This is a genomic window from Phenylobacterium sp. J426 (assembly GCF_024699945.1).
Lineage (GTDB): Bacteria > Pseudomonadota > Alphaproteobacteria > Caulobacterales > Caulobacteraceae > Phenylobacterium.
In genome coordinates, this window is sequence record NZ_JAJOMY010000001.1 from 3,892,645 (window position 1) to 3,917,391 (window position 24,747).

Annotated in this window: 29 protein-coding genes and 4 pseudogenes; 19 read left to right on the forward strand and 14 right to left on the reverse strand. The window is 69.9% G+C overall.

Annotation, left to right across the window (positions count from 1 at the left end; all coding sequences use genetic code 11):
• Positions 1 to 111 precede the first annotated feature (111 nt).
• From LRS10_RS20465 to LRS10_RS20485, 5 genes and pseudogenes are all read left to right on the forward strand, one after another.
• Positions 112 to 330, forward strand: coding sequence for a helix-turn-helix transcriptional regulator (locus tag LRS10_RS20465; protein ID WP_257838856.1), 219 nt, complete (start codon positions 112 to 114; stop codon positions 328 to 330).
• Between the two features lie 644 nt (positions 331 to 974).
• On the forward strand, positions 975 to 1,994 hold the full coding sequence (locus LRS10_RS20470; protein WP_257838857.1) for a hypothetical protein: 1,020 nt from the start codon (positions 975 to 977) through the stop codon (positions 1,992 to 1,994).
• Positions 1,984 to 2,418: a TadE/TadG family type IV pilus assembly protein gene (locus LRS10_RS20475; RefSeq protein ID WP_257838858.1), complete on the forward strand. Its 435-nt coding sequence runs from the start codon at positions 1,984 to 1,986 to the stop codon at positions 2,416 to 2,418. The genes LRS10_RS20470 and LRS10_RS20475 overlap by 11 nt, the downstream gene beginning before the upstream one ends.
• Positions 2,408 to 2,812, forward strand: coding sequence for a TadE/TadG family type IV pilus assembly protein (locus LRS10_RS20480; protein WP_257838859.1), 405 nt, complete (start codon positions 2,408 to 2,410; stop codon positions 2,810 to 2,812). The genes LRS10_RS20475 and LRS10_RS20480 overlap by 11 nt, the downstream gene beginning before the upstream one ends.
• A gap of 328 nt (positions 2,813 to 3,140) precedes the next feature.
• A pseudogene (locus LRS10_RS20485) lies at positions 3,141 to 3,657 on the forward strand (DUF2239 family protein).
• Here the strand turns inward: LRS10_RS20485 and LRS10_RS20490 are convergent.
• The 6 genes from LRS10_RS20490 to LRS10_RS20515 form a co-directional block, all read right to left on the reverse strand.
• A complete protein-coding gene (locus LRS10_RS20490; RefSeq protein ID WP_257838860.1) occupies positions 3,647 to 5,158 on the reverse strand; it encodes a tyrosine-type recombinase/integrase in 1,512 nt (503 codons plus the stop codon). The pseudogene LRS10_RS20485 and the gene LRS10_RS20490 sit on opposite strands and share 11 nt — an antisense overlap.
• A complete protein-coding gene (locus LRS10_RS20495) occupies positions 5,151 to 6,785 on the reverse strand; it encodes a L,D-transpeptidase family protein (protein ID WP_374571054.1) in 1,635 nt (544 codons plus the stop codon). The genes LRS10_RS20490 and LRS10_RS20495 overlap by 8 nt, the downstream gene beginning before the upstream one ends.
• Positions 6,743 to 7,468, reverse strand: a complete 726-nt coding sequence (locus tag LRS10_RS20500; protein WP_257838862.1) for a hypothetical protein — start codon at positions 7,466 to 7,468, stop codon at positions 6,743 to 6,745. The genes LRS10_RS20495 and LRS10_RS20500 overlap by 43 nt, the downstream gene beginning before the upstream one ends.
• 59 nt (positions 7,469 to 7,527) lie before the next feature.
• Positions 7,528 to 7,761: a hypothetical protein gene (locus LRS10_RS20505; protein ID WP_257838863.1), complete on the reverse strand. Its 234-nt coding sequence runs from the start codon at positions 7,759 to 7,761 to the stop codon at positions 7,528 to 7,530.
• Between the two features lie 168 nt (positions 7,762 to 7,929).
• On the reverse strand, positions 7,930 to 8,187 hold the full coding sequence (locus LRS10_RS20510) for a GlsB/YeaQ/YmgE family stress response membrane protein (RefSeq protein WP_257838864.1): 258 nt from the start codon (positions 8,185 to 8,187) through the stop codon (positions 7,930 to 7,932).
• Positions 8,188 to 8,456: 269 nt separating this feature from the next.
• The gene (locus LRS10_RS20515) at positions 8,457 to 8,936 is read right to left on the reverse strand and encodes a response regulator (protein WP_257838865.1); all 480 of its coding nucleotides are present in this window, start codon (positions 8,934 to 8,936) and stop codon (positions 8,457 to 8,459) included.
• A gap of 709 nt (positions 8,937 to 9,645) precedes the next feature.
• Here LRS10_RS20515 and LRS10_RS20520 point away from each other — a divergent pair.
• Complete coding sequence (locus LRS10_RS20520) at positions 9,646 to 9,873, forward strand: hypothetical protein (RefSeq protein WP_257838866.1); 228 nt, start codon at positions 9,646 to 9,648, stop codon at positions 9,871 to 9,873.
• Positions 9,874 to 10,294: 421 nt separating this feature from the next.
• The gene (locus tag LRS10_RS20525; protein WP_257838867.1) at positions 10,295 to 10,939 is read left to right on the forward strand and encodes a S24 family peptidase; all 645 of its coding nucleotides are present in this window, start codon (positions 10,295 to 10,297) and stop codon (positions 10,937 to 10,939) included.
• A 273-nt stretch (positions 10,940 to 11,212) separates the two neighbouring features.
• Here LRS10_RS20525 and LRS10_RS20530 read toward each other — a convergent pair whose 3' ends face one another.
• Positions 11,213 to 11,608, reverse strand: a complete 396-nt coding sequence (locus tag LRS10_RS20530) for a hypothetical protein (protein WP_257838868.1) — start codon at positions 11,606 to 11,608, stop codon at positions 11,213 to 11,215.
• Between LRS10_RS20530 and LRS10_RS25380 the strand changes: the two are divergent.
• Positions 11,579 to 11,767 (forward strand): annotated as a pseudogene (locus tag LRS10_RS25380) (GSU2403 family nucleotidyltransferase fold protein); the annotation flags it as partial. The gene LRS10_RS20530 and the pseudogene LRS10_RS25380 overlap by 30 nt on opposite strands.
• A 103-nt stretch (positions 11,768 to 11,870) precedes the next feature.
• Positions 11,871 to 12,275, forward strand: coding sequence for a nucleotidyltransferase domain-containing protein (locus LRS10_RS20535; RefSeq protein ID WP_257838869.1), 405 nt, complete (start codon positions 11,871 to 11,873; stop codon positions 12,273 to 12,275).
• A 155-nt stretch (positions 12,276 to 12,430) separates the two neighbouring features.
• Here LRS10_RS20535 and LRS10_RS25385 read toward each other — a convergent pair whose 3' ends face one another.
• A complete protein-coding gene (locus tag LRS10_RS25385) occupies positions 12,431 to 12,541 on the reverse strand; it encodes a hypothetical protein (RefSeq protein WP_374570698.1) in 111 nt (36 codons plus the stop codon).
• A gap of 56 nt (positions 12,542 to 12,597) precedes the next feature.
• Between LRS10_RS25385 and LRS10_RS20545 the strand changes: the two genes are divergently transcribed.
• Complete coding sequence (locus LRS10_RS20545; RefSeq protein WP_257838870.1) at positions 12,598 to 13,185, forward strand: SOS response-associated peptidase; 588 nt, start codon at positions 12,598 to 12,600, stop codon at positions 13,183 to 13,185.
• Positions 13,186 to 13,188: 3 nt separating this feature from the next.
• Here the strand turns inward: LRS10_RS20545 and LRS10_RS20550 are convergent, their stop codons facing one another.
• The 4 genes from LRS10_RS20550 to LRS10_RS20565 form a co-directional block, all read right to left on the reverse strand.
• Positions 13,189 to 13,422 (reverse strand): hypothetical protein, encoded by a 234-nt coding sequence (locus tag LRS10_RS20550; RefSeq protein WP_257838871.1) that lies wholly within the window; start codon positions 13,420 to 13,422, stop codon positions 13,189 to 13,191.
• A 53-nt stretch (positions 13,423 to 13,475) separates the two neighbouring features.
• A complete protein-coding gene (locus LRS10_RS20555; RefSeq protein ID WP_257838872.1) occupies positions 13,476 to 13,682 on the reverse strand; it encodes a DUF3126 family protein in 207 nt (68 codons plus the stop codon).
• Positions 13,683 to 13,749: 67 nt separating this feature from the next.
• Positions 13,750 to 14,577: a serine O-acetyltransferase gene (cysE, locus tag LRS10_RS20560; RefSeq protein ID WP_257838873.1), complete on the reverse strand. Its 828-nt coding sequence runs from the start codon at positions 14,575 to 14,577 to the stop codon at positions 13,750 to 13,752.
• Between the two features lie 29 nt (positions 14,578 to 14,606).
• Positions 14,607 to 15,221 carry an NUDIX hydrolase gene (locus LRS10_RS20565; protein WP_257838874.1) on the reverse strand — a complete coding sequence of 205 codons (615 nt, stop codon included), beginning with the start codon at positions 15,219 to 15,221 and terminating at the stop codon, positions 14,607 to 14,609.
• Between the two features lie 82 nt (positions 15,222 to 15,303).
• Here LRS10_RS20565 and LRS10_RS20570 point away from each other — a divergent pair, with 82 nt between their 5' ends.
• Complete coding sequence (locus LRS10_RS20570) at positions 15,304 to 15,915, forward strand: nitroreductase (RefSeq protein ID WP_257838875.1); 612 nt, start codon at positions 15,304 to 15,306, stop codon at positions 15,913 to 15,915.
• Between the two features lie 271 nt (positions 15,916 to 16,186).
• Here the strand turns inward: LRS10_RS20570 and queF are convergent, their stop codons facing one another.
• The gene (gene queF, locus LRS10_RS20575) at positions 16,187 to 16,696 is read right to left on the reverse strand and encodes a preQ(1) synthase (protein ID WP_257838876.1); all 510 of its coding nucleotides are present in this window, start codon (positions 16,694 to 16,696) and stop codon (positions 16,187 to 16,189) included.
• Between the two features lie 69 nt (positions 16,697 to 16,765).
• On the opposite strand from queF, the pseudogene LRS10_RS20580 reads away from it, so the two are divergent.
• The 5 genes and pseudogenes from LRS10_RS20580 (at position 16,766) to LRS10_RS20600 (ending at position 20,904) form a co-directional block, all read left to right on the forward strand.
• Positions 16,766 to 17,564 (forward strand): annotated as a pseudogene (locus LRS10_RS20580) (SDR family NAD(P)-dependent oxidoreductase).
• A gap of 188 nt (positions 17,565 to 17,752) precedes the next feature.
• Positions 17,753 to 18,436 (forward strand): annotated as a pseudogene (locus tag LRS10_RS20585) (TorF family putative porin); the annotation flags it as partial.
• A 210-nt stretch (positions 18,437 to 18,646) separates the two neighbouring features.
• Positions 18,647 to 19,270: a hypothetical protein gene (locus tag LRS10_RS20590; RefSeq protein WP_257838877.1), complete on the forward strand. Its 624-nt coding sequence runs from the start codon at positions 18,647 to 18,649 to the stop codon at positions 19,268 to 19,270.
• A complete protein-coding gene (locus LRS10_RS20595) occupies positions 19,156 to 20,583 on the forward strand; it encodes a UDP-N-acetylglucosamine 4,6-dehydratase family protein (RefSeq protein WP_257838878.1) in 1,428 nt (475 codons plus the stop codon). Before LRS10_RS20590 ends, LRS10_RS20595 begins: the two co-directional genes overlap by 115 nt.
• A gap of 48 nt (positions 20,584 to 20,631) precedes the next feature.
• Positions 20,632 to 20,904: a hypothetical protein gene (locus LRS10_RS20600; protein ID WP_257838879.1), complete on the forward strand. Its 273-nt coding sequence runs from the start codon at positions 20,632 to 20,634 to the stop codon at positions 20,902 to 20,904.
• Positions 20,905 to 20,919: 15 nt separating this feature from the next.
• Here LRS10_RS20600 and LRS10_RS20605 read toward each other — a convergent pair whose 3' ends face one another.
• Positions 20,920 to 22,770, reverse strand: a complete 1,851-nt coding sequence (locus tag LRS10_RS20605; RefSeq protein WP_257838880.1) for a phosphoenolpyruvate carboxykinase (GTP) — start codon at positions 22,768 to 22,770, stop codon at positions 20,920 to 20,922.
• 268 nt (positions 22,771 to 23,038) lie between these two features.
• Between LRS10_RS20605 and LRS10_RS20610 the strand changes: the two genes are divergently transcribed.
• The 3 genes from LRS10_RS20610 (at position 23,039) to LRS10_RS20620 (ending at position 24,658) form a co-directional block, all read left to right on the forward strand.
• Positions 23,039 to 23,575: an RNA polymerase sigma factor gene (locus tag LRS10_RS20610; protein ID WP_257838881.1), complete on the forward strand. Its 537-nt coding sequence runs from the start codon at positions 23,039 to 23,041 to the stop codon at positions 23,573 to 23,575.
• 97 nt (positions 23,576 to 23,672) lie between these two features.
• Positions 23,673 to 23,975 carry a DUF4880 domain-containing protein gene (locus LRS10_RS20615; RefSeq protein ID WP_257838882.1) on the forward strand — a complete coding sequence of 101 codons (303 nt, stop codon included), beginning with the start codon at positions 23,673 to 23,675 and terminating at the stop codon, positions 23,973 to 23,975.
• Positions 23,927 to 24,658 carry a FecR family protein gene (locus LRS10_RS20620; RefSeq protein WP_257838883.1) on the forward strand — a complete coding sequence of 244 codons (732 nt, stop codon included), beginning with the start codon at positions 23,927 to 23,929 and terminating at the stop codon, positions 24,656 to 24,658. Before LRS10_RS20615 ends, LRS10_RS20620 begins: the two co-directional genes overlap by 49 nt.
• The last annotated feature ends 89 nt before the right edge of the window (positions 24,659 to 24,747 follow it).

Consider the following 24,747-nt stretch of genomic DNA (forward strand, 5'->3'; position numbering starts at 1 on the left):
AGAAGGGCCGGACTCTGTGGGGGGAGACGTCATGGCCTCGGAGGCGGCGGCATGCAGGGTGGACAACGCGGCGCCGCGCGTGGCACGCCCGCAGCGTCAGGAGCCCGAACCATGATCGAGACAGGCGAGCATCTTCGGCAGGCCAGGGAGGCCATGGGCTGGTCGCCGGCCGATCTGGCGCAAGCCCTGCGTTTCGCCGAGAACCATGGGGCCAGCCGTATCCTCGAGATGGAATCTGGGAAGCGTCAGCTCACCGGCCCGGTCACGGTCGCGGTCGAGGCGCTGCTGCGCGGCTTCCTGCCCGATGGGTTCACGCCGCCGCCGGCCTGAGGCCCACCGGCGCGGCGCCGGCGTCGTTCGGATCGCCCAGCTTCTGTCGGGTTTCCATGCCAATCTAGGCGGATGGCGCCCTCCGCCCCACGCGACCCCTTCTCGGTGACCCGGCGCAGGTTCGCCGGCCTCGCGCTCGCCGCGGCCGCCCCCATCCCGAGCGCGTGTTCGTCGGAGCCGACCGCGGTATCTGGCCGGGCGGCCGCCTTCCCCGGCGGCTCGGAAACCCGTGGACTGGAGCCGGCGCGGCTGGATGAGGTCTTGCGCGAGGCGGGGCGGCTGCCCCGCCTGCGCGCGCTTCTGGTTCTGCGCGACGGGGAGACCGTCGCCGGCCGCCGCTTCAACGACGGTCCGCCGCTGGACCGGCCGGTCAACATCAAGTCGGCCTCGAAATCGATCCTGTCGGCCTTGGCGGGTGTGGCCATCTCGCGGCGCGTGTTCACCGGCGCCGACCAAACCGTGCTCTCGGTGCTCGGGAGCGAGGCGCCTGCGGCCCCTGACCCGCGGCTGCGCCAGGTGCTATGGCGGCCAGATGCTCTACATCGTTCCGGACCTGCGGCTCACCGTGGTGATGACCTCGGACGCCACGGCCGCCCGGGAACGCCGGCGCGCTCGAGCGAGGACGGCGCAGCGGCTGGTCGGAGGTGGAGCGCGCCGCCGAACGGGCGGCCGTCGCCAACCGCTGGCAGGCCGCGGAGGGGGACCTTCGGGTGGAGGCCGCCGCCGGGGCCGGGCTGCCGTCCGGCCAGGCGGTCGAGGTCCAGGTGGAGCGCCGCCTGGAGCGCTACTTCACCAGCCTGTTCGATGCCGAGCCGATCCTTGCCCGAGCCCGCAGCGTGGCGGTCTATGAGAACGTCAGCCAGGCCTGCGTGCTGGCGCTGAGCCGGTCGGCGAGCCGCGCGGTGAACGTCTCGGGTTCCGCGTCGGTCACCCTCAATGGCTGTGACGTGGCGTCCAACTCCGTGGCCGGGAACGGGATCTCGGTTTGGGGCTCGGCGACGCTGAAGGCCGACTGCGCCATCAGCGCCGGCGGAGTCGCCGGCAAGGCGGGGCTCGAGCTGCAGGGCTGCCGCACCCCCGTCACCCTGGCGCCGCCGGTGCAGGACCCCTTCGCCGACCTCGCGCTCACCCGCCCCGCCGGCGCGTCGCGCGAGGCGCCGCGCGCCAGAAGCAACGAGACGGTCGGCCTCGAGCCCGGCGTCTATCTCAGCGGTCTGCGGCTCGACGGCCGCTACGCCCTGGCGCCGGGCGTCTATTATGTCGGCGGCGGCGGCATCAACCTCGGCGCGAACGCCCGAGTCTCCGGACATGGCGTCACCTTCCTGCTCACGGACGGCGCGACCGTGCGGATGAACGGCTCGGCCGAACTCGACCTGACGGCGCCCACCACCGGACCCTATGCAGGCATGCTGTTTTTCGGCGACCGGAACGCCTCCGGCGGCGTCAACGTCCTGAACGGCAATTCGTCGAGCCGGCTCACGGGTCACATCTACTTCCCAGCCCAGGCGGTGGAGTACCGAGGCAACTTCTCCGGCGCCAACGGCTGCACCCACATCGTCGCCGACACCGTGGAGTTCATCGGCAGCGTGAGCCTGTCCGCGGACTGCCGCGCCGCCGGCATGGATCCCGTCGACGCCCGCCAGGTGGTGCGCCTTGTGGCCTGACGTCCGCCGCCGGCTTGCCCGCTTCCGGCGCCACGAGGGCGGCGTCGCCGCCCTGGAGTTCGCGCTGATCCTGCCGATCCTCGTCCTACTGCTGGTCGTGGGCGTCGACGTCTGGCTGCTAGCTCGGCAGCAGGCGGTGATGCAGTCGGCCGCCCACGCAGGCGCGCGCTACTACCAGGCCGGGGGCGGCGATCTTGACCTCGCCCGGGAAACCGCCCGTCAGGCCTGGCGGCCGCAGCCGTCCGGCGCGCGGATCGACGCGGCGCTGGGCTGCCGCTGCGGCGACGCCGCCGCGCCCTGCGAGCAGCTCTGCCCGACAGGGTCGCCGCCGGCGGCCGAGATCCGCTTCACGGCGAGCAGCGCCTTCAACGGCGCCGTGCTGCAACGAGCGCTGACCGCGGAGGAGACCGTGCGTGTGCGCTAAACGTGTCAGCTTCCGGCGCGACGACCGCGGCGCCACCGTCGTTGAGTTCGCCCTGCTGCTGCCGGTGCTGGCGGCGTTCCTCGTCGGCGTCCTGCAGGTGGGCTGGGCCCTCCATTGCGCCGCGTCGGTGCGCTGGGCGCTGGAGGACGCCGGCCGCCGGCTGCTGATCAGCCCCCAGACCTCCGACACGGAGACCGCCCGCCATCTCCAGATCGCGATGGCCAGCCTGGGCCCCCGGAACAACCAGGTGGAGATCCTCGTCAGCCGTGAGCCTGGGGCGGTGCAGACGGTCGCGATCGTCACCGCCGTCTACCAGCACGCCTTCGACATCCCGCTGCTCCCGCGGGTGACCACGCCGTTCCGCGCCAGCATCACCATTCCCCTCCGCCCCTAGCCGAAGGCGGCGTCGGCCGCCCTGAACGCGGCGGGCGATCCGTTTGAGCCCTCGCCCTCCAGCGGAGCACGGACGCGCCGATCGGAGCGCAGCGACGACGCATGGTCAGCACGGGACGCCCCCGGAACCACGAGACTGTCGGCTGGCTGGACGCGAGACGCCGAGCCGGGAGGGCGCCTCCGCGCGATTCCCTGCGAAGCGCTTCAGAGCTGGCCTTTTACCCGGATGGATATTAAGCGAACGGCTTCACGCGGAGCCGCTCATGCCCTGCACCGCCTTCCTCGGCCCCGACCGCCTCGCCGCCGGCGACCTCGACGCCCTGCGCACCATGATCGGGCCCCGCCTGCAAGCTGGCGACCCCATCCTGATCCTCGACGACGAAACCGGCCGGACCGTCGACCTCGACCTTCGCCGACGGCCCGGCGCGCCGTCCGCCACGCCAGAGCCACCAGAACCGCCGGAGCCACGGGAGCCGCCGGCCCTCGCCCCCCAAGCCCGCGCGCGGCCGCCCGAAGCTCGGCGTGGTCGCCCGCGAGGTCACCCTGCTGCCGCGGCACTGGGACTGGCTGGCCGCCCAGCCCGGCGGGGCCTCGGCCGCCCTGCGTCGGCTTGTGGAGGGCGCGCGCCGCGACGGCGCCGTCGCCGCTGACGCCCGCCAGGCGCAGGAGGCCCTGCACCGGGCCATGACCGCCCTGGCCGGCGACCTTCCCGGTTACGAGGACGCCCTGCGCGCCCTCTACGCCCGAGACGACAGCGCCTTCGACGCGGCGATCGCCGGCTGGCCTGCCGACATCCGCCGCTACCTCGCCGCCTTCGCTGGCGCCGAGCGCCGCCTCAGGCCTTGAACGGGGCGTCGGCGATCGCCTCGCCCGCCGTCCGCGCCTCGATCCAGGCCATGAGCTCAGGCTCCGGATAGACCACCCGATTGTGCAGGTTCCGGTAGGGCGGCCCCACGCCCTGCCAACGGTAGTTGGACAGGGTCGCGACGCTGAGGCCGGTCCGGGACGCCGCACCGCGCGTGTCCAGCCACCGGGTGCGCCCCACCCGGCCGAGCAGCACGCTCATCTCATCCGGCCCGCTGTCCATCGGGCTGGTCGCGGGGGCCGCAGCGTCCGGCGCGGCCGTGGCGGCGCACAGCAGGCGGGCGATCTCCCCGGAAATCCGTTCGGCGGCGCCCCGCACCGGGCCGTCGGCCAGGTGCGCATAGCGTTCGGTCGACTTGGCGGTCCGGTGCCCGAGCAAGGCTCCGATGACCAGCAGGCTGTCGCCGCTCGCCGCGCCCATGCTGGCGAAGGAATGGCGCAGATCGTGCAGCCGCACGTCGCCAAGCCCCGCCGCCTGCCGCACCCGCTCCCAGGCGGAGTGCAGATAGACCAGCGGCCCGACCCCGCTACGCCCCACGAACACATAGGGATTGCCCTCGATCCGCGGCAGGCCATCGATCACCGCCAGCACCTCGGAGCCGACGTGCACCACCTTGGGACCGGTCTTGGAGTCCGGCAGCCGGAACAGCTTCTGCCGGCGGTCCACATGGGCGTGCTGCAGGGTGAGCACCTCCCGCACCCGGCAGCCGGTGAGCAGGATCGTCCGGATGGCGGCGAGCGCATACGGGCTCTGGACGCCCAGCGCCTCCGCCGCGGAGAGCACCTCGCCCAGGCGCCTCAGTTCCTCGGGGCTCAGGTAGCGCTCCATCTTGCGCCCCCTGTACTTGCGCACGCCGTAGGCGGGGTTGCTGGGCGCGAGCTCGCGGCGGACCGCGAAGCTGTAGACGGCCGACAGCACCGCCACGCTGGCGCTCGCGGTCCCCTGCCCGCCGCGCACGGTGATCGTCTCGCCGCGCCTCGGCCCCGCGATGCGCCTCCGCGTGGCGCCCTCGGCGATGGCCACCATCATCCGCTCGACATCGGCCCGGGACACCCCTGAGGCCGGCTTGGTCCCTAGCAGCGGCTTGATATGGTTCTTGATCCTGGACCTGGCGGGGGCGATGGAGGTCTTCTTGGCGGTGGCGAGCCCCTCCAGCAGATAGAGGTCGCAGAGCGCCGCCACGGTGAGCGCCTTTCGCTCCGGCGGACCCTCCTGCGGGTCCGAGCCGCTGGCGATCTCGGCCAGTAGGATCCGGGCGCGGGCGCGGGCCGTCTCCAGCCGCCAGGGCGAGCCGTGACGCCCGATCGTGTAGCGGCGACTGCGCCCTTCGAACCGGTATTGCAGCACATAGATGCGTCGCCCGGCGGGGGTGATCTTGACCCCGAACCCGGCAACCGTCGGATCCCACAGCCAGATGTCCCGATGGCCAGGCCCGGCCTCATCGACCATCTGATGGGTCAACGCCTGTCTAGCCTTAGCCATGGCGGGCATGCCCGCAGATTACATCTGCGAGATTCAGGCTTTTAGTAAGCATCCAGTAAACCTTCGAAGCGTGAAACGTCGCATCAGGCATCATGAACGACGGAACAGCGTCAACATCTCCATTCACAGATCGTGATTTTGGATAGTATTTCGGGGGGATGCGCGAGTTCGGATAGTACAATCTTCGGAAATAATTGACTCTCCAGCTCTCGTCCGCTCGTCTGGCGACGGGGACGTGGGGGGCGAGATGCGACGGGCATGGCTCGGACTGGGCGTTGGCATGGCCATGCTGGCCGGGACCGTCCAGGCTGCGAACGCGGAGGGCGACGCCGCGTCGACGCGGAGCCACCTCATGTGGTTTCCGCCGGACCGGCTCTGGAACGCCGCACTGCCCGTCCAGGCCTGCAGCGCCCGCGCCGGTGCGCCGAATGGCGATCTCGCCGTCTCTACGCCGGTCCGCCGCGGGGTCTGGCTGCGCCGCGGCGAGCTTGTCGCCGAAGTGCGCGGATCGGGTCCCGCCCGCCGGGCGACCCTGGACGCGGCGCGCGCCTGTGCGGTGCGAGCCGCCGATCCCGTGGTGACGCCGGCCCTGCTCACCGGCGCGGTCGGCCCCTGGTCCGCCTTTCAGCGGGCGCTCGCGGCTTGCATGATGGAGAAGGGGCGCCGCCGGCGGGCTGGGATCCATGACCCTCTGGATCGACACCAGCTGCAACTGGTGACCGGCCAAGCCCTGGGGGCGGCGGCGCCAGGGGGCGGCGGCGATCGTATGTCCGCGCGCCGCTTGCCGGGCCTCCCAGGCCGCGTCACGCCCATAGACGTCGGGCCGGAAGACGAATCCTTCGTCCGTTGGCATGGCGGTGAAATAGGTGATGAAGACCGGCACCGGCTCTCCCAGATCCACCCGCCGCTCCTCACCGCCCTCGGAAACCGCCGTCTCCGCCACCTCTTCGCCCACCAGCTCCCGGGCCAGCTTCATCGCGTCCTCAAGCCTGACACAGCCTGAGCTCGCCAGCCGCTGCGACTTGGCGAAGTCGCCCTTGTGCGGCGTGTCGTGCAGGTAAATCCCGAGCGGATTCGGCAACATCAGCTTGACCTTGCCCATCATGTTCTTCGGGCCCGGCCGCTGCCGGACCCTCACGCTGACAGAACCTGCCCGCACGGCCTTCCAGTCCACCTGTGCCGGGTCCAGCACCACGGCATCCTCGGAGTAGTCCGACAACACCTCCAGCCCCTCGGCTTCGATGTAGCCAAGCCCCTGCGCCAGCACCTTCGGCGCGATGGAGGTCTGCACCAGATCCTCCGGGACGTTCCAGTACGGATTGAAGATGAGGTGCCGCGCCATGCCGGCCATGATCGGCGTCGGCTGCTCGGGCTTGCCGGTTACGACCTTCATCGTCGTCACCTCCCGGCCGGCGTCGTAGAACCAGAGCTGACCTGCCGCGACGTCGACCACGATGAACCGGTCGCCGAAGTCTGCCGGCAGAGCCTGCGCCCGCACCAGGTTCGCCTCGATCATCCGCTCGTAGTGCGGCGCGCCAACGTTCAGGGCGCGGATGGTGGCGGCATCGGCGCGTCCCGTCGGCGTCAGCCCGTGCGCCGCCTGGAAGGCGCTGATGGCGGCGTCCAGCGTTGGATCGAAAGGCCCCCGGTTTCGGGCAGGCCGAGCCGGGTCCGCAGTTGCTCCACCCGGCGCCCGCGGTCGCCCAGGCCGAGTTCCGGACCGGCTGCGATCTTGATGTCCGGCAGGCCGGCCCACTGCACGCGGTAGCGCTCGAGCCCGCGCATCATGTCGTCGTAGAGCCTGTTGTGCGTTGCGCCGCCCATGCCCCTCGGTTCGAGCAGGTCTGCGACTGTCGGCGCCGCGGCGGCGAACTCCAGGGCGGCGCGGCCGCTCTCGGCAGCGTTCGCGCTGACCTTGATCAGCGGATCGACGTAGGCCAGCACCTCGTCGTTCCCGGAGAAGGCGGCGCCGCGTTCGCGCGCCACGTAGGCGGTCGAGATCGCCAGCTCCACCTCGGCCATGCGCCAGGGGTCGTCGCGGGCCGCGCTCGCGTCAACGCCGAGCCGCTCGGCCAACCGATCGACATCCAGCCGAAGACGGCCAGGCGCCCACACCGGGCGATAGCCGCGCTCTCGGTAGAAGGCCGCGACCGCGGGGTCGATCTCGCCGCCTTGGATCTGCACGCGCAGGGCCTCGGTGACGGCCGAGCGGCTGGCCGACCGTATAGGGCTTTCGAGCCACGGCTGGGCGGTCGCCGCCGGCGCAGCGAGCCCGCCAAGGCTCAGCGTCAGCGCGGCCGCCAGCGCCATGGGCAGCCGCACGCGGCCGGACCGACGGGGTCCGGCCGCGCACGTGTTCGCCGTTCGCGTCAGCCGCGTTCCCCCGCGCGCGTCGTGGCGGTGGTGTCGGCCGCCGAGCCGGTGTCCGCGGGAGCGGGCGTGGCCGCGGGCGCCGGAGCCGGAGCCGGGTCATAGGCAGGGGCGGCCGCCGATGTGTTCATCGACGTGCCCACGTCGGCTTCAGCCATGCGGTCGTTGTTGGACGCACAGGCGGCGAGGCCCAGCATCCCGGCCAGCGCGACGGCGCTTACTGCAGCACGCATTCGTCAGTCTCCATCTGAGTTTCGACGTGCGGTTCAAGTCCTAGCGCGCAGCCAAGGTTCCCCCGTTCCGCTGCCCCCCTTGGTCGTTCACGAGAATGTTGGACGCCGGACGTGCAAAGGCCGGCGGCGATGTCCGCCGCCGGCCCCGCGATGTCGGCTTCGAAGCGCTTAGGCGCGCCGACGCTGGAACAGGCCCAGCAGGAACAGCAGCAGGATCGCGCCGACGGTCGCGACCAGCAGGCTCGGGATGATCCCCTCGCCGGTGTCGAAACCCAGCATCGTCGCGACGAAGCTGCCGAGGAACGCACCCACCACGCCGACGATCAGGTTGGTGAGCAGGCCGTGGTTCCGCCGCATCACCTTTTCAGCGATCCAGCCGGCCAAGATACCGATGATGATTGCGCCGATAATGCCAACGCCATCCATGAGCGAGTCTCCTCTGTGTGCGCCGGCCGTAATGCGAAGCCTCGGCCAAGGTTTCATCAGCAGCGCGTGAGCGGAGCCGCAGCCAACGCCAGGGTGTGGCGCGCAACCTTTGCGGCGTAGCGTAGAATCACGGCGCTCATGAGCTTCCCGCCATGCGGTGGCGGCCCCTGGGTTTTCTGGAGTATTTGGCCAGCGTCCTGGGCGGCCTCGCCTTGGGCGCCGCCCTGTCGTCCCTCGCCATCCTCGCCGCATCGCTGACGATCTGAGGGTCAGGCGCCGCCGGTGCGCCGCTCCGGTCCGGCGTACTCGAGATCGTCACGCCGCCTCCGGTCCGGCCCGAAATACTCTTTCGACCGTACGAACGGGCGCGGCCGCAGGATCGCCGACTGCAGCTTGTCGTAAAGTCCGCGCGCCGTGAACGGCTTCACCAGGAAGGCGTTGGCGCCGGCGTCGCGGGCTTCGGCGACCTTCACGGGTCTTCCGTCGGCCGAGAGGACGATGACCGGGAGATAGGGATCCGCCCCCTCGTGGCGGATGAAGCGCAGCAGCGACAGGCCGTCGTCGAGCCCCAGCCGCTGGTCGAGAATGGCGAGATCGGGACGCGTCGTGGTCAGCATGTCGAGCGCGCGCTCGACGGTGCTCGCCTCATGCACCACCGCCGCGCCCCACGCGCCCAGCACCGAACGGACCAGCAACACCGTTGGGTGGCTGTCTTCGATGACAAGGAAGTGGACTTTGCGCAGATCCATTCGCGACCTGGGGTGAGGTCCCGCGCCTACGCTCGCCGCAAACGAACGGGAACAAACCCCGGGTTGCCTCGATGCACGTCCCGGTTGCGTCGGGAACTCGACGAAACCATCAGGGATTATCAGGAGGCGGCGCGGACGAGCCCCCTATTCGCGCCGCGTGTCACATCGAAGGCGCCCCGGCCGGGTCTGGCCGGGGCGTTTTTGCGGTAAGTTGGCTGCGCGGGGCATCCGGAATGGGTCCCGCGGAGCTTCGCCCTAGGTCACTTGGCGTTCAGCCGGCATCGTGCAGTCCGCCAGCGCGCGGCGGCCTTCACGAGCCCATCGACCATCCTGCTCCTCACCCCGAGGGATGGTGGCCGCCGCCGCACCGCCCGCCGCGGCCCGCGGCGCCGCCGTCCTCGTCGATTCACGAGAGCGGTTCTCCCGGCACGGTCCCAACCCGCCTGCACTCGCTGGGGGCTGCGCCGGCGCGCAACCTTCGGACACGTTTCGCCGCCCACGGCGCGTGCGAGCCTGTCTCCGTTCGCCCTTGCCGCAACGGCAGTTGATGCGGCGGCCTGCGGCGCTCGGTTTGTCGGATTTCGACAGCGGGCGCCGTCTCGCGGTGCTAGGGTCTCTTCCCGTTAGGTGACGATCCAGGCGTCGACCGGCCGGCTCATCGGCCTCTCGGCGTTGTCATGCTTTCGCCCTCGACTGCGAGGTGCTTCCGATGCCTGGCGACGTAGAATTCCTCGACGATGCGCGCCGCGCCCGCCGGTCGGCCCGCCAGTCTGCCGCCCAGGCTTCGGCGGCGGCCGGCTACGTTAGCCGCGCCGAAGAGGCCTTGGGCTTGCTGCCGCAACTCACGGACCTCGACGAGCGCGCCGCGGTCTGCCGCATCGTTGAGGCTTGGCTTGCTCTGGCTGAGGCGGAGTTGTCGAAACCCGCGCCCTGCTGAGCCCCAGGCGGCGCACGGATCAACGCCGCCGGACATCCGTCCTAAATCTCCGAGCCGTGGATATCTCGCGGCGAAACCTCTGCCCTCCTCGCCCCGCGGACGATCCGGGTGAGCGCACGCCTAGGGAACGGGCATCCTCAGGCTGCGACGGCGGGACCCATGAGTGTTTGGGTCCGCGAACCGCGGACGGCGCTCGCGCGGGTAACCAGCCGCGGCAGGCCGCCCCGCGCCCTGCGACCGATACTGACGCGCAGGCGCAGTTCATTGGGAGTGCGGCGCGGCGGGTTCCGCGGTCGCAGCGCATCGGCCACACGGCCCCGGCGCCGTCGGTGACTGGCGGTCTCTACAGATGGTCTACTTGTGCTTGGTGCGACGGAGTCCTGCATGTTATATACAGAACAGAGACGCCACAGGACGAACCATGGACGGCCGCGCCGAGCGCCTGCGCCAAGCCCGCCTCGACAAGGGGTTCGAGACCGCCGCCGCAGCGGCCGACGCCTTCGGCTGGAGCCGCAATACCTATGCGTCCAACGAGAACGGCAATGCGCCCTTCTCCTACCGCCGCGCCAAGGAATATGCCGCGGCCTTCGGCGTCCGGCCCGAGTGGCTGTACGACGCCGCCGGTCCCATGACGGGCTCATCCGAGCCGGGCTTCGTCCAGGTGGTGGGTCGCGTGGGCGCCAATCCGGAGGGCGCCGTCCTCTTTGCGACGGGTCAGGATCCGGCCGAACTGGCGCCGATACCGCCCGGCGGCACCGACAAGGCGGCGGCGCTTAAGGTGGTTGGCCACTCCATGCGCGGCGTCGCCGACGATGGCGCGCTCATCTACTTCGAGGATCAGCGCACGCCGCCGACGCCGGACATGCTGGGCCATGTCGTGGTGGTCGAGACAGACACCGACGAGGTGCTGGTCAAGCGGCTGCTCCGCGGTTCGCGCCCAGGGTTGTACGACCTGGAGAGCGTGGCCGGTCCTACGCGGCGCGACGCCCGCCTGCGTTGGGCCGCGCATATCACGGCCATCATCCCGCCCTTCCAGGCCCGCCGGATCATCCGAGGCGCATCTTAAATACAGAGATGACCCGCCCTTTGGCGGTGGCTTTGCGACAGTCGTTGTCGGCGGAGAGCAAGCGGCTGGAGCGGAAGCTTGAGGCCCCTCGCGTGGCCGGTTTGGCTGGCGAGCGGGGCGCGTACGCCAGAGCGCGAGGCGACGCGTCGAGGTCCGCGTCGGTCGAAAGCGGAGGTTGGCTCAGAGCCCGAGAGCAGACGATTTCGGCGTACATGCCCGAGAGCTGACACTCGGAAGGTCGGCCAGCCGCTGCGCCTCGCCTCCGCGGCGCAACTACAGACAACTTCGGCCTTTCTGTCTGTAGGACTTGTAAATGCAGACAGCTTTGGCGAAACTGTCTGTATGAGCCTGGCGCCGATCAGCCCCACCCTGCAGACGATGTTCGCGGACCTGGTGCAACAGGTAGAGACCGCGCCCCTCGCCGGCTCCGTCTACCGCCGCACCGCCGACGGCCATGACTACATCTACGCCAAGGTCCGGGTGGGCGCCGGCCGCGTCGATCAGTTTGTCGGCAAGTCCGGCGATCCCGAGGCCGAGGCGCGCGCCGCGGCGATGCGGACGGGGGCCGCCCTGGCCGTGGAGCGCCGCCGCCTGGTCTCGGCGCTCCGGAGCCAACGCTTCGCCGCCCCGGACCGAACCATGGGGGCGATCCTCGACGTCCTCGCTCACGCGGGCTTGTTCCACAACGGCGCCGTGCTCATCGGCACCGCCGCCTATCTCGTCAGCGAACCCCTGGTCGGGCGTCGCCTGCCCTCCCCCACCCTGATGACCGGCGACGTCGATATCGCCACCGCGAGCCTCGCGCTCTCCGCTGAACCGCCCGACCGCCTCGAGGCGATCCTGAAACGGGCCGATCCGACCTTCGAGGGCATCCCGCAGCTGACGGCCAAGGCGCCCCCCTTCCCGCTTCCGGAACGCCGCCGGCTACCTGGTGGACCTGGTGACGCCGGTCCGGTCGCGCGACGACCCCAACCCCCTCGCCGTGCGGGAGCTCGACGCAGGCGCAACGCCGCTGCAGCACCTCGCATGGCTGATCGAGGCGCCGGTCCGCACCGTTGCGCTTTGGGGCGCGGGCGTGCTGGTCAACGTCCCGCAGCCGGCGCGCTTCGCCGTGCACAAGCTCATCCTGGCGCAGCGGCGCGATCCTTCCGGTCGGCTGAAGCGGGCCAAGGACCTCGCCCAGGCCAAGGCCCTCGTCGAGGCCCTGGTCGAGCACGACCGCTTCGCCTTGGATGACGCGCTCGAGGACGCGCTCACGCGCGGCGAAAGAGGCTGGGCGACGCCGATCCGGCGGTCGCTGGCGGAGTTGGGGCTGGAGCGCTTCAGCGCGCCCTAGTGTCGGCGCGCTCGGGCCGGCGAGGCTCCTCGCCCGGGCCAAGCGGCGGGCGCCTGTTACGGGGCCCCGGCTTGCGGCGACAGCCGATAGCTGTCCCCATGCGTGACGACTTCAGACAACAATCCTCCAGGCGCAGCAGCGCCTCGGCCGCCGGGTTAGCGTGCAAGGTCGAGAGCCCCTGGGGTGGCCGTGTTCCAGTCCTTCAGGGTCTCCAGCGCCGCGGCGCCGTCGCTCATCTCGCCGACCACGATCCGGTCCGGCCGCATGCGCAGCCCATCTCGCACAAGGTCCCCGACGCCGGCGCGGAGTGCGCGCGAGAGCCTTGCCAAGCCGCCTGCTGACGGCCACCTCTCAGACCATGTGCAACGAGTTCAGGGCCCAGCGCGCCCTCGACGACCTCCTGCGCGAGTTCGGGCAGGTCAACATTCCGCTGGAGTTCGCCGGCGGCCGGCCGAACCTTGAGCCGCGGGCGTCGGTACGGCCAACGGACCTTGCCCCGATCATCGTCGGCGAGGACGGCGCCGCACGCCTGAAGGAGCTCCGCTGGGGCTTCCCCAATCCGCGGGGCGGGCCGGTGATCAACTTCCGGTCGGAAGGCCGTCGCTTCCCGACCGGCCGCTGTCTGGTTCCGATCGACGGCTTCTACGAGTTCACCGGTGCGAAGGCGCCGAAATCCAAATGGCTCTTTGAACCGATCGAGGGAGACATGCTCGGCGTGGCCGGGCTCGTCCGCGGCGACCGCTTCACCCTGCTGACCTGTGAACCGGGTCCCGACGTCGTCCCCTATCACGACCGGCAGATCGCCATCCTGCCGCGTTCACAATGGGCCGCCTGGCTGGGCCCGCCCGAAGAGCAGCCGCCCATCGCGCCCCTGCCGGCCGGCAGCCTGAGGGTCACCCAGGTCCGCTGAGCTTCAGCGACGTCCCGCGTCATCCATGTGCAGACGGCCGACGCTCAGCTCGTCGACGCGAAGACGCCTGATGTGGAGGTCACCGACGCGCGCCTTGCGCACCGAGAGGCGACCGATGGCGAACGCGCCCACCGCGACGGCCCCGAACGCCAGCGCGCCCACGGCCACCGCTCCGAAGATCCCCGAGCCGGCGCTGATCGCGCCGGCGGTCGAGACGCCAACGGCGCGAGCGCCCACGGCGTCCGCCTTCCGGATGCCTGATGGCCTCTCCGGAGCGGAGCTCATCGCGCTTACGGCAGGTCTTCGGCCAGGATGGCCATTTCGAACATGAACGAGCCGTCCTCGTCCTCGTCCTGGAAGACGACGCCGATGAACTCCTCGCCGATGTAGACCTCGCAGGAGTCCTTCTGCTTCGGCCGCGGCACGAGGGTGATCCGCGCATTGGCGAAGGTCCCGCGCAGATGGCCTTCGATCTTGCGGATGGTCTTCTCGTCCACGCCCAACGCTCCATTACGGTCCGGAAATCGGGCGCGAACCTACCGTCTCGGCGCGATCAGGGAAACCTCAGATGACGTAGTCGTACACAGCGTCGGCCAAGGTGTGGTCCATCCGCTTGGCCGGCTCCTCACAGGTCGGGCAGTTCACGAGCCGCGCCGGCACGCCCGCCGCGGTGCAGCCGGGCGGCACCGGTTTCAGCACGACCGAACCCGAAGCGATCTTGGCGTAGTCGCCGATAGTGATATTGCCCAGCACCTTGGCGCCCGCGCCCAGCAGCACGCCCTTGCCGACCTTCGGGTGCCGGTCGCCGCGCTCCGCGCCCGTGCCGCCCAGCGTTACGCCCTGCAGCATCGAGACGTCGTCGCCGATCACCGCGGTCTCGCCGATGACGATGCCGGTGCCGTGGTCGACGAACACGCCGCGGCCGATCTTCGTCGCCGGATTGATGTCCACCTGGAACAGCTCGCTCGAACGGCTCTGCAGGTAGAAGGCCATGGTCTCCCGGCCTTCACGCCACAGCCAGTGCGCCACGCGGTGCGTCTGCAGCGCCAGGAAGCCCTTGAAGAACAGAAACGGCTGGACATAGCCCTTGCAGGCCGGGTCGCGCTCGAACACCGCCTTCAGATCGGCCTCGGCGATCTCCACGATCCGCGGATCGCTGCCGTAGGCTTCCTCGATCGTGTCGCGCAGGCTCATCGCCCGCAGTTCCTGGTCGCCCAGCTTCCGCGCGAGCTGGTACGACAATGCGTCGCCCAGCGTCTCGTGGTTCAGGATGACCGCCGCCAGCAGGCTCGCCAGCGCCGCCTCGTTCTTGGCGGCGGCATAGGCCTCGTTGCGCAGCGCGGCCCATACGGGCGGCGGCGTCGCGGGGTTCACCACCTCGAGGCGGCTCATCGGTTCCTCCCGACCCATAGGCTTCTCCCTCAGCCTAACATGGCGCGCGCCAGCGCGGGCGCCAAAAGCCCTTCACGGGCCATATGGTAAGCCCGCAGCAGCATCGCCACCGTGAGCACGTCCGGCAGGTCTCCGGCCAGCGCCGCGTCGAGCGCTTCGCGGAACGGCGCGCGCACCAGGGCGATCGCTTCGGTATCGTCAGCTTCGTGGTCGGCGTCGGCCTCTGAAAGCCCGAGCGCAAGGTAGCCGATCGCCCGCTCGTCGGTGATCGAGTTGGAAAGCTGCACCCGCATCAGCTCCCGCCACTCGGCGGCCTGCAGCCCCGTCTCCTCGGCCAATTCCCGCTTGGCGGCGTCCAGCGGGTCCTCGCCGGGCGGCGCGCCGCCTTCTGGAATCTCCCAGCTGTAGTCGGCGTGCGGCAGGCGGTGCTGGCCCACCAGGGTGACCGTCCCGTCGTCGTGGAGCGGCAGGACCGCCATGGCGATGTTGCGGAAGCTCACGAGGCCATACAGCGCCGGGCGGCCCGTCGGGGCGATCGCGTCGTATTCGGTGACGCGGATCCAGGGGTTCTCGTAGATCGGCCGCCCATCCCCGCGCGTCCAGGGTCGGCCGTGCGCCTTCAGCCACGCAGCTCTGCCGGTCATCTTCGCCTCGCCTTGCGGAATGGCCGCCCGCCCCCATAAAGGGTTGGCCCCTTTCGTTTCCCTAAACGCGAAGACCGCCGCCTTGAGCCAAGACCTGCCGCCCGAACCTGAGTTCGGGACCGCCCTGCCTGTCACGCCAGCTCCGGAGGTGCTCCGCTTCCTTGCGCTGCGCCGCTCTACAGCTGCGGTTACGCTCGAAGCTCCCGCGCCCACCGACGCCGAACTCGACCAGCTCTTCCGGCTTGCCGCCCGAGCCCCGGACCACGGCAAGCTGGCGCCGTGGCGCTTCGTCGTCCTCGAGGGTCCCGACAAGGCCGCCTTCGCCGACCGGCTCGAGGCCCTTGCGCGCAGCCGCGGCGACGCCAATCTGGTCGGCAAGCTTGCCAAGCTGCGGATCCCGCCGCTCACGGTGGTCATCATCTCACGGGTGAAGCCCGCCGCGATCCCGGAGTGGGAGCAGATCCTCTCGGCCGGCGCGGTCTGCACCAACTTCCTCAACGCCGCGCTCGCCATGGGCTACGGCTGCAACTGGATCACGGACTGGTACAGCTTCGACCAGGACGCGCTTGCGATCCTCGGGCTCGCCCACGGCGAGCGGGTCGCCGGCTTCATGATGTTGGGGACGCCCGGCGAGCCGCCGCTCGAGCGGGAACGCCCGGACCTGGCGCCCCTCGTCAGCCGATGGACGCCTTAACCAAGCTGCGGATTGGAATCGGCTGCCAGAGACACAGCGGCCGGACGGCGCGCCGCGCCGCCCGGCCTGAGGTGACACGCCCGAGGAGAGTTGGGCAAGCTCACGTATAGGCCTCTAAGCCGCTTTTGGGAAGCCCGAACGGGCTTCCGCCACGCTCGCGATCTTATATTCGCCCTCTAGGTGAGTAGGACGCCTCACGCGGGTCTCACGCGAGCTCTGGACCAACCCGCCGAGCAGGCCCGTTAACCAGGACTCTTCTCGCCGCCCCCCCTCAGCCCAAAAGCATTGGAGGCGTCGAAACCCTTCGCGGGTCTGTCCGCGGACTCAACCCCGCCCCCCGGTACGGAGCGACGCCCTGATCCGGCAGCCACAGGCCCTCCGGCGGCGCCCCCGTCTGCCAGAAAACATCGATCGGAATGCCGCCGCGCGGATACCAGTAGCCGCCGATGCGCAGCCACTGAGGGTCAAGTTCGGTCACCAGGCGCCGCCCGATGGCGACGGTGCAGTCTTCGTGGAAGGCGCCATGGTTCCGGAACGACGCCAGGTAGAGCTTCAGGGACTTCGACTCCACCAGCCAGGCGCTGGGCGCATAGTCGATCACCAGGTGGGCGAAGTCGGGCTGTCCCGTCACGGGGCAGAGCGAGGTGAATTCCGGCGCTGTGAAACGCACGAGATAGACGGTGTCGGCGTGCGGGTTTGGCACGCGCTCCAGGATCGCGGCCTCGGGGCTTTCGAAGCCCCGGACGTCGCGTCCGAGCTGGCTTAGGCGGGTCTCTTCCATGCGCGCGGCTTTAGCGGCTACTAGGTCCCCAAACAACAAGGCCCAAGGGCACATTCAAGGGAGCGGCGCATGGCGGGCGATTTCGAAGGCTTCGTGGTGGTGGTCACCGGGGCGTCCACAGGGCTCGGTCGCGCCGTCGCGGTCGAGACCGCCCGCCAAGGCGCGCAAACCGTGATCGTCAACTACGCTCGCAGCGCTGACGAGGCCGAGGAGACCGCCCGTCAGGTCCGCGCGCACGGCGCCGAGGCCATCCTCGTCCAGGGCGATGTCGCTTCCGATGAGGACTGCCGGAAGATCGCCGCGGCCGCCCAGCCGTTCGGCCGTATCGATGCGCTTTTCAACAACGCCGGCGTGACCCGCTTCGCCGGCCACGCCAACCTCGACGCCGTTTCGGCTCAGGACTTCCTCGACCTCTACGCCGTCAACGTCATCGGTCCCTACCAGATGATCCGGGCCTGCCGCAGCCTGCTCGAGGCCGGCCCAAGGCCGGGCGCCGTCGTCAACACCGCCTCGATCGCGGGCGTCACCGGCATCGGCTCGTCGGTGCCCTACGCCGCGTCCAAGGGCGCCCTCAACACCATGACCCTCTCGCTGGCTCGGGCGCTTGCGCCCCAGATCCGCGTCAACGCCGTGTGTCCCGGCTTTATCGACACACCCTGGTTCGGCAAGGGCATGCCCGACGCGGCCGTCGAGAAGCTGCGGGCCAACGCCGAGGCCACCACGCCGCTGAGGGCGGCCTCGACGCCAGAGGACATCGCCGCCTCGACGGTGTTCCTCGCGTCGCCCGCCTCCCCGCCACATCACCGGCGAGACCCTGCTGGTCGACGCCGGAACGCATCTGGGATTCGCGCCGCTCGTCGCCCGCTGACGACGTGCACAAATTTGCGGCGCCGGGCTGCCGCGGCGCCCAGACTTCAACCAGCCTGGTCGAGGCCGAGCTTGAGCGGCCCCTCCGCGTTGATCTGGTCGAGCGGCGGTCAACGATGGCCGGCGCACGGTCAGGCCGAGGTCGGATCGAGACACAAAAAAGGGGATACTCGAATGAATAAGCTGAAAGTGTCGCTTCTCGCCGCTGTCGGCTCTCTGGCCATTTCGGGCGTCGCTCACGCCCAGGACGAAGGCCCCGTTTCGCTGTCCTTCAACATCGGCTCGGCCACCGACTACGTCTTCCGGGGGGTCAGCCAGACCGATGAGGATCCGCAGGTCTTCGGCGGCGTCGACGCCACCCTCGGCTCCATCGGCTATGCAGGCGTCTGGGCGTCGAACGTGGATTTCGGCGACGGCACCGACTTCGAGTATGACATCTATGCGGGCGTGAGGCCCACGCTGGGCGCGGTCTCCCTGGACATCGGCGTCATCTACTACGGCTACGCCGACCAGCCTTCCGGCGCAGACTACGACTATTGGGAGGGCAAGATCGCCGCGTCCGTGCCGGCTGGCCCGGCGACGCTTGGCGCCGCCGTGTTCTACTCGCCGAACTTCTTCGGCGCGACCGACGACGCCTGGTACTATGAGGCGAACGCCACCTACGCCATTCCCGAGACGAAGTTCTCGATCAGCGGCGCCATTGGCCACCAGTACGTGGATGGCCCCGGCGACTACACCACCTGGAACGTTGGGTTGGGCTTCGCGCTGACCGACAACATCGGCTTCGATGTCCGGTACTGGGACACGGACGAGCATAGCTACGGCAAGCTGTACGACAGCCGCGTCGTGGCTGGCGTGAAACTCGCCTTCTGATCCGCCGACGCGGAATGCGCAGAGCCGCTCGGGCCAGCCCCGGGCGGCTTTTCGTTTGCGCGCCGGAACGCCTCTTTTTAAGTTCGTGCGCCTACGCAGACATAGGAGTCGGCGCCGTTCGCGCCGTCGTAGTCCAGTCTGTCGAGTTTTCCGGGCGGCCGCATCCGGCCTCCAAGTCTGGCGATCGGGAAGGTGAGCGGAGTGCGGCGCATGGAGCGTGTGGCTTTCCGAGCCCAGACCGTCGTGGCCGACGTGGCGCTCGCGGCGCTGGCGTTCGCCCTGGCCTTCGTCATCGCCCGAAACCAGGCCGGCCTCGACCTCGCCTCCCTGTCGGACGCAGGGTTCGTCCAGCTGACGGCCCTTTACGGCGGGATCGCCGGCATCTTCGCCTTGCTGTTCCGCCGGGAGCTGTCGCCCTGGCGCTACGTGTCGATCCCGGACGCCCTGGTCCTGGCGCGCAGCGCCTTGCTGACGGTCGGTGTCTTCCTGCTCGGCGTCTTCGTCCTGACCCGGGCTCAAGGGGTTCCGCGGTCCGCGCTGTTCATGGCGCCGCTCTTCCAGATGGTCTTCTCGATGGGGGTCCGCATCACGCGGCGCGCCCTGCACGAGCGCGCGCTCGAGAGCTTCTCCCCGCTGAAGACGGTCACCGACCGACTGGCGCAGGCCCCGACCCTCCTGCTGATCGGCCCCCCTCCCTGGCCGACACCTATCTGCGCGACGTGGCCCGTAGCCACGACCGCACCTATACGCCGGTCGGTATCGTCACCACCGAGAAGCGGGACGTGGGCCAGCAGGTGCGCGGCGTCTGCATTCTCGACACGCTGGATCGCCTAGACGAGGCCCTGGCGGAGCTCCGCCGCTGGAACCGCTACCCGCGGGCCATCCTGTTCCTGGAGGAACCGGCGCGCCTGAAAGGGCTGACCGCCGACCAGCTTGGCCGCCTCAAGAACGACGGCATCCGTCTGCTTCGCCTGCCCTCTATCGTCGAACTGCCGCAGCACGACAGCGTCACCCTGCTGCCGATGCGCGACATCAACATCGAAGAACTGCTCGCCCGCGACCCCATCGAGCTGGATCGCGGCGCCATCGCCAAACTGATCCGCGGCCGGCGCGTGCTGATCACTGGGGCGGGAGGCTCCATCGGCGCCGAGCTATGCCGGCAAGTGGCGGCCTTCGACTGCGCTCACCTGACCTTGCTCGACATCTCCGAAACGGCCCTGTTCGAGATCGACCGCGAGATGCGCGAGACCTTCCCGCACATTCCGCGCAAGGCGGTGATGTGCGACGTGCGCCAAGCGCCCCGACTAACGGCGGCCTTCAAGGCCGAGAAACCCGACCTCGTCTTCCACGCCGCGGCGCTGAAGCATGTGTCCATGGTCGAGCATCACCCTTCCGAGGGCGTGCTCACCAACGTCATCGGGACCTGGAACGTCACCGAGGCTTCCAAGGCCGCGGGCGCTGGCCAGATGGTGCTGATCTCCACCGACAAGGCGGTCGATCCGACGAATGTGATGGGCGCGACCAAGCGCATGGCCGAAGCGGTGATCCAGGCCCAGCAATCCAGCGGCAAAGGCACGCGGTTCTCGGCCGTGCGGTTCGGCAATGTGCTGGGTTCGGCAGGCTCGGTCGTGCCGATCTTCAAGTCGCAGATCGAGCGCGGCGGCCCGGTGACCATCACCCATCCCGACATGGAACGGTTCTTCATGACCATTCCGGAGGCGGCGCAACTGGTGCTTCACGCGACGGCCACGTCGGCGGAGGGCGAGCGGCGCGACGCCCGCCTCTTCCTCCTGGAGATGGGCGAGCCCGTGCGGATCCTCGACCTGGCCCGTCAGATGATCGCCCTGTCCGGCCGCACCCCGGGCCGCGACATCGACATCGAGGTGACGGGCCTCCGCCCGGGCGAGAAGCTGACCGAGGCGCTGCTCGACGAGACCGAGAGCTCGGTTCCCTGCGCGCCCAAGGTGTTGGAGGTGATCAGCAACTCCGCCCTGCGGGTGACGCCGTCGCATCTGGCTGAGCTGGAGGCCCTCGCCAACGAAGGCGACGTCGACCGCGTTCGCGATGCGCTCTTCGCTCTGGTGTCGCAGGTCCGCGGCGAGAAGCCCGGCGGCGCCCCCAACCTTCGGGTCATCGCCGGCGGCTGAGCCCGCCGGCCCACCTTCCGCCACCTTTCGCAGGAATAGCCCCGCACCATGGGATATGCCGCCGGTCTGATCGGTCTCGCCGCGCCAATGGCCGCCGTCGCCGCCATCGTTCGCTACACGGGCCGCGCCGAACGTCGGCGCCGCCAGGCGCGGCTCGAAGCCTTGCGCCCGTCTCCGGTGAATGCGCCGGCGCGCGTCGAGCCGGCCGACACGTTCGAGGCCTGGCAGGCCGGCTTTTCCGGCCAGTCGCAGCCGGAAGCCGCGCCGGGCGGCGCAGAAACGCAAAAGGCCGCGGATACGCCGCGGCCTTCGCAATCCTAGAGAGCGGGCGGGCCGCTATTCGGCGGCGACCACTTCCGGCGACTTGGTCCCCTGGAGGCGTTTGACCAACGCCTCATACTCTTCCCAGAGGCCCTTCGGCGTGTGTTCGCCAAACTTCTGGTAGAACTCGGGGATCAGCGCCGCTTCCTGGGCCCAGATGCTCGGGTCGACCGTCAGCAGAAGGTCGAGCTGGGCGTCGGTGAGCGTGACACCGGACAGGTCCAGGCTGTCCTTGGTCGGCACCTTGCCGATCGGCGTGTCCACCGCATCCGCGCGGCCTTCCAGCCGCTCCACGATCCACTTCAGCACACGCGAGTTGTCGCCGAAGCCCGGCCACACGAACTTGCCGCGCTCGTCCTTGCGGAACCAGTTCACGAAGTAGATCCGCGGCAGCTTGGCGGTGTCGGCCTTCTCGCCCATCGCCAGCCAGTGAGCGAAGTAGTCGCCCATGTTGTAGCCGCAGAACGGCAGCATCGCGAAGGGATCGCGCCGCAGCTCACCGATCTTGTTCTCGGCCGCCGCCGTGCCTTCCGACGCCACGTTGGACGCCATGAACACCCCGTGGCGCCAGTCCCGGGCCTCGGTCACCAGCGGCACCGCCGAGGCGCGGCGGCCGCCGAACAGGATGGCGGAGATCGGCACGCCGGCCGGGTCTTCCCACTCCGGCGCCACCACCGGGCACTGCGAGGCGGGCACGGTGAAGCGAGCGTTCGGATGCGCCGCCGGCTCGTCGCTGTCGGGCGTCCAGGAGCGGCCTTTCCAGTCGGTCAGGTGCGCCGGCGCCTCGTCGGTCAAGCCTTCCCACCAGACGTCGCCGTCATCAGTCAGGGCCACGTTGGTGAAGATGCAGTTGGAGTGCAGCGCATCCACGGCATTCTTGTTGGTGGTCTCGCCGGTGCCGGGCGCCACGCCGAAGAAGCCGGCTTCCGGATTGATGGCGTAGAGGCGACCATCCTCGCCGAAGCGCATCCAGCAGATGTCGTCGCCAATCGTCTCGGCCTTCCAGCCCTCGAGCGTCGGCTGCAGCATGGCCATGTTGGTCTTGCCGCACGCGCTGGGGAAGGCGGCGGCGATGTAGCGGACCTGGCCCTCGGGGGAGGTCAGCTTCAGGATCAGCATGTGCTCGGCGAACCACCCTTCGTCGCGGGCCATGACCGATGCGATCCGCAGGGCGAAGCACTTCTTGCCCAGCAGGGCGTTGCCGCCGTAGCCCGACCCGTACGACCAGATCTCCCGCGTCTCCGGGAAGTGGACGATGTACTTGATCTCGTTGCACGGCCAGGCGACGTCCTTGGCGCCGTCGATCAGCGGCATGCCCACCGAATGGACCGCCGGCACGAAGAAGCCGTCCTCGCCGAGCTGGTCGAGGGCGGCCTGGCCCATCCGCGTCATGATGCGCATGGATACGGCCACATAGGCAGAGTCTGTGATCTCAACGCCGATGGCGCTGATCTGGGATCCGAGCGGCCCCATGCAGAATGGCACGACGTACATGGTCCGACCGCGCATCACGCCGTCGAACAGCTGCTTCAGGTCGGCCCGCATCTCGCCCGGATCCAGCCAGTTGTTGGTCGGGCCGGCGTCCTCGGGCTTCTCCGAGCAGATGAAGGTGCGGCTCTCGACACGGGCGACGTCGCGCGGATCGGAGGCGGCGTAGAACGAATTCGGCCGCTTGGCCGGGTTCAGCGGCTTCAACGTGCCGGCGGCGACGAGTTCGGCCGTCAGCCGATCCCATTCCGCATCCGACCCGTCGCACCACACCACGCGGTCGGGCTTCGTCAGCGCGGCGATCTCGCCGACCCACTGGACGAGCTTGGCGTGTTTCGTCGGCGCGGGCGCAAGTCCCGGGACGGTGGGTTGGCTCATAGACGAAAACTCCCTGGCCCCAACTGACGCGCCCGGGCGGGCCGAACGCTCCTTACACGTGAGCAACTCCTTAACCGCCGAAGACGCGTCTGCCTACCGCTGGACGCGTCCTGGACGGCTGTGCCGTTGCATCAACGCCCCACAACGCGAAGCGGCCACGGCAGTTCACGGTCAATTGCACCGGCTCACGCAACGGGAGGAGCGCGGATTTCCACAGAATCGGCCCGGCGGTTGGCGAGGCTCGGCGAATGGGGCATGTGTGTCGGCCATGGCCGGTCGGAGCAAATCGGCTGCACATGATCCGCTCCTGGATGTCTACCTGGAGCGCCGGGCGAACCTTGTCCGGTTCTTCGCCGCCCGCAGCGGCTCGCCGGCCGCCGCCGAAGACCTGGCCCAGGAGCTCTACCTGAAGCTCGCCGCGCGGGAGCCGGCGGCGGCCGCAGACAACCCGACCGCCCTCCTCTACCGGATGGCGCTCAACCTCATGCTGGACCGGGCGCGGGCCGAGCAGCGCGCCACCGCCCGCGAGACGGCGTGGCGTCAGACCGCCCACCAGAGCCTGGGAGGCGAGGACATCGCCGATGCGCCGCCCGCGGACGAGGCCCTGGCGTCGCGGCAGCGGCTGAGCCAACTCGTCGAAGCCGTCGCCGTCCTGCCGCCGCAGATGCAACGTGCGTTCCGGCTCCACAAGCTGGACGGGCTGTCCCACGCGCAGACGGCGGAGGCCATGGGGATCTCGGTCAAGTCGGTCGAAAAGCACATCAGCGCGGCGCTGAAGGCGCTCACCGCGAGAGTTCGCCCATGATCAACCAGGAATTGTTTTCTCGGACCGGGGGGCGGGCGGAGGCGGCGCCGTCTATGCATTCAGAAGGCGGCTCTGCGGGGCGGCGTTGGGACGGATGATGAGCCAACTGCGTCGACATGCCGACGACGAGCCCCGGCGCGAAGCGGCCGCGGCTTGGGTCGTGCGACTGCAGGGCGCCGACGTCGACGAAGCCGACGCTATGGCCTTCGACGCCTGGCTGTCGGCCTCTGCTGCGAATGCGCAGGCCTACGACGAGGCGCTCGCGGTTTCTCAGGAATACGCGCGCAACGCCGACGCCCTGACCGAGGCGCTGAGCCGGCGCCGCGCGGTGAGCCCCAGCCGTCGACAGGCGTGGTTCGCCATGGGGCCGCCGCGGCGGCCGCCGCCGCGGGCCTGCTGATCCTTACGCCTCCGCTCCGCGGGCCGCAGCCCCAGACCTACGCCACCGGCATCGGCGAGCACCGCACCGTAACCCTGGCCGACGGCTCGACGCTGCAGATGAACGCTGCGACCAAGCTCTCAGTCGTGCTCCGCCGGGATCGGCGCGAGGTGACGCTGCAGGAGGGCGAAGCCATCTTCGATGTCGCGCACGACGTCCGCCGGCCGTTCGAGATCGCCGTCGGAGACCGGACCGTCAGGGTGGTCGGCACCCAGTTCGACGTCCGCCGCCGCGGCGGCGAACTGTCGGTCACGGTGGCCCGCGGCGCGGTCGAGGTTCGTCCTGCGGCGGGGTCGTCGGGCCCCGCCTACCGGCTACATCCCGACCAAAGACTTGACCACCGCGAGGGGGACACGACGGTCGATCTGGCCACGGTCGACGCCCAGGAAGTGCTCGGATGGCGCACGGGCCGGCTGGTCTATCGCGAGCAGCCGCTGAGCCAGGTGGTGTCCGACCTGAACCACCAGTTCTCCACGCCCATACATGTCGAGGACCCTGCGCTCGCGGCCACGCCGATCTCCGGCGTGCTGGTTCTCGACGACCAGGATGCGGTTATCCGTCGCCTGGCCTTGCTGGTTCCCATAAGAGCAGTACGTTCCGATGCAGGCCTGGTCCTGCGGCGCGAGGGCGCGCCGGACCGGTGATCGGGCCGCTTTTGGGGTTCAGGGGCGATATCACCTCCAGGCAGGCCTCTTCGGGCGTTGCTGGCCGGCGGTCTTCTCGCGTGTTCCGC